The following is an 11,371-nucleotide window of genomic DNA, read 5'->3' as shown; positions in this document are numbered from 1 at the left end:
TGTTATTCTACCTTTAGTTTCGAACGTCTTCGCTACTGTTTCAACCATGAAGGGTGGTGAAAATGAGGAGGGTCAGCGTGTTAATGGCTTTGCTCATAACGGGATACATACTTGGAATATGGAACTTTTTGATACTGCCGAAATACTTTATGGTCTTTGGCCTCAAGGGACTGCTGGTTTCGCTGGTGCCGATTCTGGTTGCGATGTTCTTGATATACAGCGAGGCAGAGAGCACGAAGAGGACACGCTACCTGATATACGAGCTGTTCTTTAAAGTCGCAAGGACCCCGGCGTTTATCTTCACACTTCTGATGTTCCTCCTGATAATGCTCGGCCTCACTGCTTACCTCTCCTCTTGGAGTCTCATATACATCTTCGGCTGGGACGTCTCTTACATTCCACTGCTGGCGATACTCACCTTGCTCCTCACGGTGCTCCTGCTCCTGCTGGCAAAGGGGAGGGTCCTGGAGTTTATATCCGGAGTTTCAGTGCTCATGATAGTCTTTACCCTTGCCTCAGCGTATCTCGTCCGCGAACAGGCCCTTAATACGGTGACCTCCGAGCAGGCCAAGTTCTACATGCACCAGGCTGTTAGCGCGATAACCTCCTTCGGCGGGGGCTTTACAGTCCAGGGGCTGACAATGCTTACCGCTTCGGTCATCATAGCCTTCGGTCTCGGTGCGGGCGTTTACTACGTCATCGGTAGCTTCTCACCCGAAGACCTTGACTTCAAGAGGGTCCTCGTGGGTGTTTTCTTCCTCCAGCTGATACTCAGCTTTGCAGCTGCTTACACAATGGCCTACTCCCTCGGGCCAGCGTTCCAGGCCTTTGAGAAGAGCGTCCACAGCACCAACATCTCACCCGAGGAGAGCATCAAGCTCTACACCCAGTTCCATGCCCTTCAAAGCTATGCCACCAACAGCACAACGCCCATACAGGACTCGATAAAGGTGTTCTACACCATCCCGAGAATTCTGAAGGGGGTTCCCGAGGCGACTAGGATAATCTACCTCCTTGCCCTGTCACTCTACTTCGCCGGGCTGACAACCCTCATAGTCCTCATGGAGATGGGTAGCCAGATGCTCTCCGAAATGATGCAACTCGGAAGAAAGTCAAGCCTGAGCGTCGTGACCCTCATAGCGATAATCATAGCCGGTGTAATGGCCCTTCACTCAGTCAGGGTTATGTTCCTCTTCGTCCCATTTGGCGTTGCGGCGCTGGTATCGGCACTGGAAGCATATCCCCTATTCTCCTCGGAGCTGACAGCCAACAAGGGGCTTGTAGGGGCCTCAATAGGCTTTCTAGTGCTCGTTGGCATCGGAACCCTCTACTACGCATTCATCAACAGCTCGATAGCTGCGAAGCTCGGAGCTGTTATAGGCTTAGTCCTCTTCGTGCCAGCCTTCATGAACAGCGTCCTCCTGAAGTCCCGGCGTTGACTTTCAAAAATTTTTTAAATGCCTTCCCCAACCTCTGAGAGAACGCTTAAACGGAGGTATGGAAGATGGGAGACAAGACCAAGGTTCAGGTCAGCAAGCTCAAGCCCGGCAGGTACATTATTATCGATGATGAGCCCTGCAGGATAGTGAACATAACCGTTTCCTCGCCTGGAAAGCACGGCTCGGCAAAGGCGAGGATTGAGGCCGTTGGCGTCTTCGACAAGAAGGTGAGGAGCATCGTCAAACCCACGAGCGCTGAAGTTGAGGTTCCAATAATCGACAAGCGCGTCGGCCAGATTATAGCCATAACGCCCGATACCGTCCAGCTTATGGACATGGAAACTTACGAGACCTTTGATGTCCCGATAGAGACCGGCGTTGAGGACAATATCAAGAACCAGCTCACAGAGGGGATAACCGTCGAGTACTGGGAGACCCTCGGAAGGATAAAGATAATGAAGGTCAGGGGCGAATGAGCCCCTTCTATATTCGCTCCCTTTTGGTTTATCCCTGGGCACAACTTATATAAACTGTTTTTTAAGCCTTCAGCTAGGGGTTGGGATGGTAAACTTCGGTGAGCTGATACTCAGGAAGTTCCAGAACATTGCCGGCTCGCGCTACGAGGAGATAGTCAAGGCCTATCAGGAGTTCTTCCTGACCGAAGAGGAAATGAAGATACCCGTGATATCGTCGGTGCTCTTAACCATCGACAGGTTCTCCCAGGAGCCACCCGATGAGCTATATGAGGTTCTGGTTTCCTACAAGAGTGCAACAGTCAGGGTTGTTTACATCATAGATAGCGCCCTCTGCACCCTCATAAGGGAAACCCTCGGCGAGGATGAAGCGAGGGAGTTTAGGGAGAAAGAAGAGGGCCTCGGAAGGGAAGTCCTCGAAAAGATCTCCAGAAAACTCTCCGAGCTTGAAATGTACTTTACCACTGAACTCATCTTTGAGGAAAAGGCCCCCTTCGTCGAGGAAGCCGTTGAGGAACACGACCTCCTGATGATATCCAGGCATTTCGGCTCTGAGAGCCTGAAAACCCACAACATAAGCCCCCTTGTTTTCAGGATAGTCCAGGGAATTGAGAAGCCGGTTATAGTTTACTGAAGCGGAAGGTGACATTAGTGAACGCCCCAGAAGTCATAGCCCTCTCCGTGTTCCTCGGAACCTACGCTTTCATAATGACCGAGAAGCTCCACAGAACGGTAGCAGCGATGATTGGAGCTTCCATCGTGCTCATAACCAACGTTGTTTCCTGGGAGAAAGTTCCAGAGTACCTTGACCTTAACACAATACTGCTCCTTGCCGGGATGATGGTCGTCGTCAACATAGCCAAGGAGAGCGGGCTCTTCGAGTACATAGCTATAAAGACAGCCAAGTTCTCAAAGGGAAACCCGATGCGCGTCCTTCTGCTCTTCTCGGTTGTCACTGCCGTCGTCAGTGCTTTCCTTGATAACGTTACCACAGTTCTGCTCCTGACGCCAATGCTACTCTACATAACGAAGAGGATGGAGGTCAACCCTGTCCCCTTCCTCCTCTCGGAAGTGTTTGCCTCCAACATAGGTGGAACGGCAACACTCATCGGAGATCCACCGAATATAATGATAGGCTCAGCAGCGGGCCTGAGCTTCAACGAGTTCATTGCCAACATGACGCCGATAGCGTTCCTAGATCTCTTCGTGACAGTCGCAATAATATACCTCGCTTACAGGAGCACCATTAAGGTCAGCCCTGAAAGGGAAGAAGCCATAAAGAGCTTGATAATGGAAATGAACGAAAACGATGCCATAAGAGACAGAAAGCTCTTCAAGAAGTCGCTCATTGTTATTGGGCTCGTTGTAGTGGGCTTCTTCCTTCACGACAGGCTCGGTCTTGAGCCGGCTATCATAGCACTAACCGGTGCATCAATCCTGCTCCTATGGTCTGGAGCTTCCCCCGAGCAGGCCCTAGAAAAGGTCGAATGGGCGACCCTCTTCTTCTTCGGAGCGCTCTTCATAATCGTGGGCTCGTTGGTGGAGACGGGAGTAATCGATGCAGTAGCCCTCCGGATGACCGGCTTAGTTCACACGGAGGGGGAGGCAATATTCACAATAGCATGGTTTTCGGCAGTTTCAAGCGCGGTGGTTGACAACATCCCTCTAACCGCCACGATGATACCACTTATAAAGGCCATGGGGACAAGCTTCAGCCCATACCCCCTATGGTGGGCTCTCTCACTCGGGGCCTGTCTCGGTGGCAACGGGACGGCTATAGGGGCGAGCGCCAACGTGGTTGTTATAGGAATAGCCTACAGGGAAGGGATAAGGATAACCTTCGGAGACTTCATGAAGGCGGGCTTGGTGATCATGTTCTCAACCGTGGCCGTTGGAAGCCTCCTGCTGTGGCTAAGGTATGTGGTGCTGTGAGGTGGTAAGCATGAGAATACTCGTACTTATTGACGGTTCGAAGTGGAGTCAGAAGGCTGCCCTCCACGCCTTCGCTGTGGCGAAGCCTAGAAATGCAAAGGTAGTCCTCTTTTCCGTCCTCGACAGGAGGGAAGTTAGAGCAATAGCCTTCCACACCAGCGTAAGGAGTGGCAGCCTAGAGGAGATACAGCGCTTCGAGGAAGCCCTGTGGAGGGAGAACAAGAGGGGAATAAAGGAGCTCCTCACGAGTCTCTTAGAGCTCGGCAGAAAGGAGGGCATCAACTGCTCGTTTAAGATAGTTGAAGGGCCGGCGAAGGATGCAATCCTCCAGGAGACCAACTCCGAAAAATACTCCCTCATCGTCATGGGAGCATACGGAAAGAGCGGAAAGACGAGGATAGGCTCAATCCTTGAGGAGGTCGTTGGCTCCATAAAGCCGCCGGTCATGATAGTTCGGTGAGCTAACTTTAAAACCCCTCCCTCCTTTTTCTGCCCGGTGGTGGCATGGAGTTCCTCTACACCCACGGGAGCCTCAAACTTGAGTTCCCCCTGAAGGAACCTGATGAAGCTCGCTTCGTAATCATGGGAATTCCTTTTGACGGGACAACGAGCTTCAAGGCGGGAGCACGCTTCGGACCGACGCTCACAAGGCACGCCACACTCAACCTTGAGAGCTACATCCTCGACTACGGCATCGATCTCGCCGAGGTGCCTATCGCTGACATTGGAGACATCACAGTGGTGGCCGGAGACCCGAGGAAGACATTAGATAGGGTTAGGGTGACCATTGAGGAACTGAAAAGGGCAAATCCACGGGCCGTCCCAATACTCCTCGGTGGGGAGCACTCCCAGACGCTCGGGGCCGTTGAAGCATTGAAACCGGAGAGCTACGTGGTCTTCGATGCCCATCTCGACCTCAGGGACTCCTACGAGGATAACCCCTACAGCCACGCCTGCGTCGCGAGGAGGATAAGCGAACTCGGTGTCAAAGAGGCGATGTTTGGGATAAGGAGCGGGACAAGGGAGGAAGTGGAGTACGCTGAGAAGAAAGGGATAAGGTGGGTGCACGCCAGGGACTACAGTTTTGATGCCTTCGTTGAGTTAGTCGAAACCCTCCCAGAGCCGGTCTACCTCTCGATAGACATAGATGTCTTTGACCTTTCAATGGTTCCGACGACGGGGACTCCCGAGACGGGTGGCCTTGGATTCTGGGAAGTAGTTGAGGCAATCGAATGGCTCATTGAGAACAAGAAAATAGCTGGTTTTGACATAATGGAAGTGGCCGGAGAAAGCCTCGGCAACCCCACTGCCCTAACCGGTGCAAAGTTGCTCTTTTACTTCATCGGTGCAATGGAAAAAATGGGGAAGTCATGAGGTTCCTGCCCTCTTTTTCTCATGATATTCCTTTACCCTATCCTCAACGGTCTCAGACTGGAGGAGCTTGTTCTTGAGGAACGGCACCCAGATGGTCTCAGTTATGACGGATGCTAAAACCGTAATAACGGTTACTGCAAGAATAACCTCTCCCCAATACACTGTTAATAAATTGCTGTGGTACTTCATGGCCAGACTCAGTGGCAATGCCGCTAGTGCTGACGGGACAACTCCCCTCGGCCCTTCAAGGGATATGAAAATGTATTCCTTAAGACCCCACCACTTGAGTATGGGAAGTGCTGCTATCGGCCTTGCTATAAGCATTATAAAGTACGCAATAAGTATTCCGCCCCAGAGGTTCTCTGTGAGCGGCTTAAGATTAATGCTGGCTCCAAGAAGGACGAAAATGAATATTGTTGCTATTGCAGCGAGGCTTTCGTTAAAGTGAACCTCCTTTTCGATGGCTTTCATGACCCTGTTGAGAACCTGCGGCTTCTCCTTCTTGCTGAAGACCTTGTAGTTACCGAGTACTATTCCTGTAACGGTGGCAACGAGGTAACCTGAAGCTTGGAACGCCTCCCCAATCATGAACCCGCTGAAGGCCAGAAAGAGGGAGAATATCTCAATCTCAGGGAACTCAAATATTTTCATTTTCTTAATGAACCAGTAGCCGAAAACCCCAACGGCTATGCCAATGAGGATGGACACTACGACCTCGTAAAGGAAGTAAACCACCGCGGCACCGTAGACACCCAAGTGAGAGCCCATGCTCGCAAAAAGTCCACCGCTGGCCTGAGGAACAAGCATGGCCACTGCAACCGCTGTTAAGACTATGCCGAGGGGATCGTTGAAAATAGATTCCGTAACTATGGTCGTCTCGATATCCTGCTTGACCTTATACTGACGGAAGAGCGGAATCAACGTAGCTGGATCAGTTGCACTGATTATTGCCCCATAAAGGAACCCTATCAAGAACGGGGCATGGAAGATGAAGGAAAAAAACCAAGCCGCTAGAATGGCTGTGATAACGAGTCCAACAGTATCGAGAGTTGATATGGTCGGAAAGTTTCTTTTTAGAAGTTTCCAGCTTAGATTATGCCCCTCTGTGAACAGAATTATAACAAGACCGAAGACACGGACATAATCAAAAAGTTCGCGGGCAATGCTTCTTGGAATCAGAATTGCTATCGGCCCAAGGATCATGCCTGCGATTATAAAGAGGGGGATGTAAGAAATGTTGTAACGCCTGCTTATCAGCATTGCTATTATTCCTGAGCCAAGTACCGCCACAAGAATCCCTATTATAATGTCCACTGTCATGATATCGCCTCCTCGTTCTTCTTTTATCGTAACGAGGTTGTCATACTGATTTTAAAGCTTTCCCCGGGTATTTTTGAGAGTTAGGGCCCCCTAACGATAAAGTTTCGGAAAAACCATAAAACTGGCTTTTATCTTTTGTATTAACCCACTTACCACAGATAGACGCCTTCAATTGCGTAATAATAAGCACGGTAGATGTCCTTTTTAGTAACGACCCCAATTAGCCTACCCCTTTCATCGACAACGGGAAGAAGGTTCTGGTCGTTCATTAGAATTTTTTCGAGTGCATCTTGGGCAGTCTCTTTCGGTGTTGCAACGGCAAAGCTCCGTCTCATAAACCTCTCAACGGGAAGTTTTTTGAGTGCTGTTGATTTTCCCAGTATGTCCGGAACGCCTATTATCCCCACAACTTTCCCTTCACTGTCAACAACCGGTACAAAATCGTGTCCAGTTGAGGCTATTATCCTCTCAACTTCCATCAGAGGCCTCTTGGCGTTGATCCTAACAACATTTGTACTCATTATTTCAGGGATAGCTATTGTTTCGAGGATTAAAGGCCTTCCAGTCTTGATTTTAATACCCTTCCGCTCAAGTTTAATGGTATATACCGATGAGCCCCTAAAGAAAGCCCTCGCCGTTAGAAAAGCAACGATCGAAACCAAGGCAACGGCGGGAGAATATGCGTAACTTCCGGACATCTCGGTTATCATTATTATCTGCGTTAGGGGGGCCTGAGTTGTCGCAGAGAAAAACCCTGCCATCCCGGCTAAAGCGTATGCCTCCACGTTTGCAGGTACAAAGTGGGAGACAACTAGCCCAAAGGCCGACCCCGCCATTGTCCCGATAAACAGACTGGGGGCAAAAATTCCTCCCGAAAAACCAGAGCTTATGGCCAACAGTGTCGTCGTCATCTTTGCAAGGGCCAAAATAACAAGCATTTGGAGCGTGAACTTACCCAGCAGGGCATCCTTTATGCCATCAAAACCTATTCCAAATATTCCATCATGCGGCAGGAGCATTCCTATTAAGCCTATCCCAATGGCCCCGAGAAGGAGGCGGAGCTCAAAAGGATACCTTTTGGAGAATACATCAAAGAAATCCGTTGCTATGTAAAGGGCTCTAGTATAGGCATAACCAATGAGACCAAGGACGATCCCGAGAAGGAAATACAGCGGGATACCGGCGAGGACGCTGATGTTTGGGTTCAGAACCGGAAAGCGCGCTGGATTGTGGAGGGTCACCAAAGTTATGGCGTTCCCTATTATCGCGGATACAAAGATGGGAACAAGGTTTATCGTTATTGCCCCCATATAGATGACTTCAAGGGCAAACATGGCTCCTGCAAGGGGCGTATTGAAGGTTCCGGCTATTCCAGCGGCCAGACCGCAGGTCATTATAAGCTTCCTCGCCTGAGGCCTGGGAAGCCTCTCCGCTAAAGCAGAGTCAAGAGCCGCTCCGATGAATGCAGCCGGTCCCTCACGGCCCAGAGGAGCTCCAGAACCGATAGAAATTGCCGTTGCAATGGTTTTCAGAAGGGCAAGTTTCGCACCTATTTTTTCGTTTCTGAAGATGATGCCCTCGATCACCTCAGGGACACCGTTTCCCCTGAGCTCGGGATACCACCTCACCATTGGTGCTATGATGAATGCACCTAAAACGGGAAGAAGAGCGTATCCAAGGTTTATCCCCTTCACATTATACGAGAGGGCGGGAAGGACGCGGACAAAAAAGAGGGTATAAAAGTACTCTATCATTAATCTAAAGACCAGCGCGCCTAAACCCCCAACTAAGCCTGCTATTGCGGAAATACCAAGGAGTATGAGCCATTTTTCAATGTATCTTCTAAGGTTCCACTCTGCGTTCATAGTCTCAACCGAAGAACGCTCCCATCATGTCCATCTGCTCATCACTCATTGACTTTATCTTAAATTCGGGCATCTCGGGAATCAGTCTCTTGTATTCTTCTCCGGCTACTTCCTTCACCTTGCCGTTTTCAACGAGGTAGAATGTCCCGTACTCAGGATCGCGATAGGCAACCAAAAAGCGCTCGACCTCGATGTCATCGAAGTTCACGAAGATGATGTTTCCGCCGGTGTAGGGTCTCTTGCACTTGAACGGAAAGCTTGATGAGTTGAGCATGGCATCGCCGAGGGCCTGGTTTGCCCTCTCACCGTTTATCTCGGTCCAGAACTTTCTTCCCTCGAAGTCGCCCTCAACGACTATCAGAAACCTCTGGCCGTCGAGCTCAACCACGGGGGCCCCATTCTCAGCAAGTATCTTGAACAGCTCGCCAATGGTTTCGGCGTTCCTGAGCGAAGCAACGAACCCTTCAACCTTCATAGCATTCACCGCTATCCATTGAAAAGCTGGGTATAAAAGCTTAAGTATCCCCCGCCGTAAATGCTCGAGGGGGTCTTTCCATTAGGGAAGGAACCTTGATCTCACTCGCTGATGACCCTCTGCTTTTCCGTTGTCAGCGGGGGAAGGCCGTTGAAGTGATCAGCGTTGGGATGTTCAGAAAATTCACGTCCCCAAAAGCCCAGCGAGGTGGTTCCATGCAGGTTGATGCAGACCTTCACATTCACTCGCACTATTCGAAGGCGGTCTCAAAGGCCATGACGATTTCAAACCTGGCGGAGAACGCGCGCTTCAAAGGACTCGGCCTCGTCGGAACCGGGGATATACTGAACCCGAAGTGGGAGGAGGAGCTCCTAAAATACGCCAAAAAGGTCGGTGAGGGAACCTACGAGAGGAATGGAATCAGGTTCCTCCTCACGACGGAGGTCGAAGACAATAGAAGGGTTCACCACGTCCTGATCTTTCCAGGCATAAAATCCGTCCGCGAGATGAGGGAACGGCTGAAGCCCTATTCGAGCGACATCGAGACGGAAGGAAGGCCGCACCTGAATCTCTCGGCTGGCGAGATAGCGGATTTGGCCAACGAGCTGGACGTTTTAATAGGGCCGGCCCACGCCTTTACTCCATGGACGAGCCTCTACAAGGAGTACAACTCGCTTAGAGAAGCTTACGGAAGTGCAAGAATCCACTTCCTTGAGCTGGGGCTTTCAGCTGACTCAGAGATGGCCGACAGGATAAAGGCCCATCATAAGCTCACCTACCTCAGCAACAGCGATGCCCACTCGCCAATGCTCCACCGCTTGGGGAGGGAGTTCAACCGCTTCGAAGTTGAGGAGGTTACTTTCGAGGAAATCAGGAAAGCTATTCTGAAGCGCGGTGGAAGGAAAATCGTCCTCAACGCCGGCCTCGACCCTCGTCTGGGTAAGTACCACATGACGGCATGCTCGAGGTGTTACACTAAATACAGCCTTGAGGAGGCGATGGCCTATCACTGGAAGTGCCCGAAGTGCGGCGGGAGGATAAAGAAGGGTGTCCGCGATAGGATCCTGGAGCTGGCGGATACTGATGAGAAGCCAAAGGACAGGCCCCCCTACATTCACCTCGCGCCCCTCGCGGAGATAATAGCGATGGTCATCGGAAAGGGTGTTGAGACGAAGGCCGTGAGGGCTGTCTGGGAGCGCTTTTTGAAGGAGTTCGGGAGCGAGATAAGGGTTCTCGTTGACGTTCCGGTTGAGGCTCTGGCGGAGGTTCACGAAGAGGTTGCCAAGGCTGTATGGGCCTACAGGAACGAGAGACTCATAATAATTCCCGGTGGCGGTGGAAAGTACGGCGAGATAAGACTGCCCGAGGAAATTAAAAAGGCGAGCATCGAAGAGCTAGAGAGCATTGAGGTCGAGCTTCCAGAGGAGGAGAAGCCGAGACAGAGGAGCATAACCGAGTTTTTAGTAGTTAGGTAAGTTGCTGAATATGACTGGTAAGATAATACTGCCCTGGGAGGTGAAACCTTGAGGGAACCGGAAATAATTGAGCTCTTCCTAAAACACCTATGGAAAGAGGGAGATTTGCCCCTTGGCGACGACGCCGGGGCGGTAAGGTTCGGCGATGAATGGCTGGTAGCGACCAACGACATGCTCGTGGGAAAGACCGACGTTCCAGATATAATGACGCCGGAGCAGGTCGGCTTTAAGGCAGTGACAATGAACGTGAGCGACGTGGCAGCGATGGGGGCCAAACCGATGGGATTCCTCTTCTCCCTCGGCGTTCCCTGGGATGTGGAGAGGGACTACCTTGAGGGCATTGCAGAAGGAATTGAGAAGGGACTTGAGTTCTACGGAGTTCCAGTCCTCAGCGCCGACACGAACGAGGCGGACGACCTGATAATAGACGGCGTCGCCCTTGGCATCACTGAAAGGTTGCTCACCCGCTCGGGGGCAAGGCCCGGCGACCTGGTGTGCGTTACCGGTGATTTGGGGAGGGCCGTAGCTGGCTACCTTGTATGGAGGGAGGGCCTTGAGGTTCCCGGAAAGACCCGTAAGAGCCTCTACAAGAAGTTCCTGGAACCGAAGGCAAGGGTCATCGAGGGTGTAAAGCTCGGTGGAATCGCAAACTCGGCAATAGACGTAAGCGATGGCCTCGCCAAGGAGCTCCACCTCCTCGCTGAGATGAGTGGTGTTAAGATAGAGCTCAGCTCTGAAAAACTTCCCATAGGGGATGATGTCGTTGAGGTTGCTGAACTCCTCGGGAGGGATCCGGTTGAGCTCGCCCTCTCAAGCGGTGAGGAGTTTGAGCTCGTCTTTACCGTTGAGCAGGAAAAGGCCTCCTGCCTGGACTTCAAGTTTTCGGTCATCGGGAGGGTTTTTGAGGGAAGCGGTGTCTACATCGACGGGAAGCCACTTCCCCCCCTCGGCTGGGAGCACTTTGATAGAAAGTTGCTCCGATAACATTATTAAATCCTAGTAGTAATCGCCGGAGCGA

The 11,371-nt window shown here is 51.3% G+C and carries 11 protein-coding genes; 8 read left to right on the top strand and 3 right to left on the bottom strand.

What is annotated here, in order from left to right; translation table 11 throughout:
* Positions 1-62: 62 nt before the first annotated feature.
* The 6 genes from MVD07_RS03850 to speB all read left to right on the top strand — a co-directional run bounded on the left by MVD07_RS03850 (position 63) and on the right by speB (position 5,218).
* Positions 63-1,439, top strand: coding sequence for a sodium-dependent transporter (locus MVD07_RS03850; RefSeq protein ID WP_297498905.1), 1,377 nt, complete (start codon positions 63-65; stop codon positions 1,437-1,439).
* Positions 1,440-1,504: 65 nt separating this feature from the next.
* Positions 1,505-1,915, top strand: a complete 411-nt coding sequence (locus tag MVD07_RS03845; RefSeq protein WP_297498887.1) for a translation initiation factor IF-5A — start codon at positions 1,505-1,507, stop codon at positions 1,913-1,915.
* 85 nt (positions 1,916-2,000) lie between these two features.
* Complete coding sequence (locus MVD07_RS03840; RefSeq protein WP_297498884.1) at positions 2,001-2,546, top strand: universal stress protein; 546 nt, start codon at positions 2,001-2,003, stop codon at positions 2,544-2,546.
* Between the two features lie 17 nt (positions 2,547-2,563).
* The gene (locus MVD07_RS03835; RefSeq protein WP_297498881.1) at positions 2,564-3,844 is read left to right on the top strand and encodes an ArsB/NhaD family transporter; all 1,281 of its coding nucleotides are present in this window, start codon (positions 2,564-2,566) and stop codon (positions 3,842-3,844) included.
* 10 nt (positions 3,845-3,854) lie between these two features.
* Positions 3,855-4,304: a universal stress protein gene (locus MVD07_RS03830; protein WP_297498878.1), complete on the top strand. Its 450-nt coding sequence runs from the start codon at positions 3,855-3,857 to the stop codon at positions 4,302-4,304.
* A gap of 44 nt (positions 4,305-4,348) precedes the next feature.
* On the top strand, positions 4,349-5,218 hold the full coding sequence (speB, locus tag MVD07_RS03825; protein WP_297498875.1) for an agmatinase: 870 nt from the start codon (positions 4,349-4,351) through the stop codon (positions 5,216-5,218).
* Here the strand turns inward: speB and MVD07_RS03820 are convergent.
* From MVD07_RS03820 to MVD07_RS03810, 3 genes are all read right to left on the bottom strand, one after another.
* The gene (locus tag MVD07_RS03820) at positions 5,213-6,538 is read right to left on the bottom strand and encodes a sodium:proton antiporter (RefSeq protein ID WP_297498871.1); all 1,326 of its coding nucleotides are present in this window, start codon (positions 6,536-6,538) and stop codon (positions 5,213-5,215) included. The two genes, speB and MVD07_RS03820, sit on opposite strands and share 6 nt — an antisense overlap.
* Positions 6,539-6,687: 149 nt before the next feature.
* Entirely contained in the window at positions 6,688-8,403 is a 1,716-nt protein-coding gene (locus MVD07_RS03815) for a chloride channel protein (protein ID WP_297498869.1), read from the bottom strand.
* A gap of 4 nt (positions 8,404-8,407) precedes the next feature.
* The gene (locus MVD07_RS03810; RefSeq protein WP_297498902.1) at positions 8,408-8,878 is read right to left on the bottom strand and encodes a hypothetical protein; all 471 of its coding nucleotides are present in this window, start codon (positions 8,876-8,878) and stop codon (positions 8,408-8,410) included.
* A gap of 215 nt (positions 8,879-9,093) precedes the next feature.
* On the opposite strand from MVD07_RS03810, the gene MVD07_RS03805 reads away from it, so the two are divergent.
* Positions 9,094-10,353 carry a TIGR00375 family protein gene (locus MVD07_RS03805; protein ID WP_297498865.1) on the top strand — a complete coding sequence of 420 codons (1,260 nt, stop codon included), beginning with the start codon at positions 9,094-9,096 and terminating at the stop codon, positions 10,351-10,353.
* A gap of 48 nt (positions 10,354-10,401) precedes the next feature.
* Positions 10,402-11,337 (top strand): thiamine-phosphate kinase, encoded by a 936-nt coding sequence (locus tag MVD07_RS03800; protein ID WP_297498862.1) that lies wholly within the window; start codon positions 10,402-10,404, stop codon positions 11,335-11,337.
* Positions 11,338-11,371: the final 34 nt, after the last annotated feature.

Origin of the sequence: Thermococcus sp. (genome assembly GCF_027008145.1) — an archaeon.
Lineage (GTDB): Archaea > Methanobacteriota_B > Thermococci > Thermococcales > Thermococcaceae > Thermococcus.
This window is presented reverse-complemented; position numbering and strand designations above follow the sequence as displayed.

What these genes read in the sequence shown, in the direction of transcription:
- MVD07_RS03840 (WP_297498884.1), top strand. Translation starts at nt 2,001, where the DNA reads ATGGTAAACTTCGGTGAGCTGATACTCAGGAAGTTCCAGAACATTGCC.
- MVD07_RS03830 (WP_297498878.1), top strand. Translation starts at nt 3,855, where the DNA reads ATGAGAATACTCGTACTTATTGACGGTTCGAAGTGGAGTCAGAAGGCT.
- MVD07_RS03810 (WP_297498902.1), bottom strand. Translation starts at nt 8,878, where the DNA reads ATGAAGGTTGAAGGGTTCGTTGCTTCGCTCAGGAACGCCGAAACCATT.
- speB (WP_297498875.1), top strand. Translation starts at nt 4,349, where the DNA reads ATGGAGTTCCTCTACACCCACGGGAGCCTCAAACTTGAGTTCCCCCTG.
- MVD07_RS03850 (WP_297498905.1), top strand. Translation starts at nt 63, where the DNA reads ATGAGGAGGGTCAGCGTGTTAATGGCTTTGCTCATAACGGGATACATA.
- MVD07_RS03815 (WP_297498869.1), bottom strand. Translation starts at nt 8,403, where the DNA reads ATGAACGCAGAGTGGAACCTTAGAAGATACATTGAAAAATGGCTCATA.
- MVD07_RS03845 (WP_297498887.1), top strand. Translation starts at nt 1,505, where the DNA reads ATGGGAGACAAGACCAAGGTTCAGGTCAGCAAGCTCAAGCCCGGCAGG.
- MVD07_RS03805 (WP_297498865.1), top strand. Translation starts at nt 9,094, where the DNA reads ATGCAGGTTGATGCAGACCTTCACATTCACTCGCACTATTCGAAGGCG.
- MVD07_RS03820 (WP_297498871.1), bottom strand. Translation starts at nt 6,538, where the DNA reads ATGACAGTGGACATTATAATAGGGATTCTTGTGGCGGTACTTGGCTCA.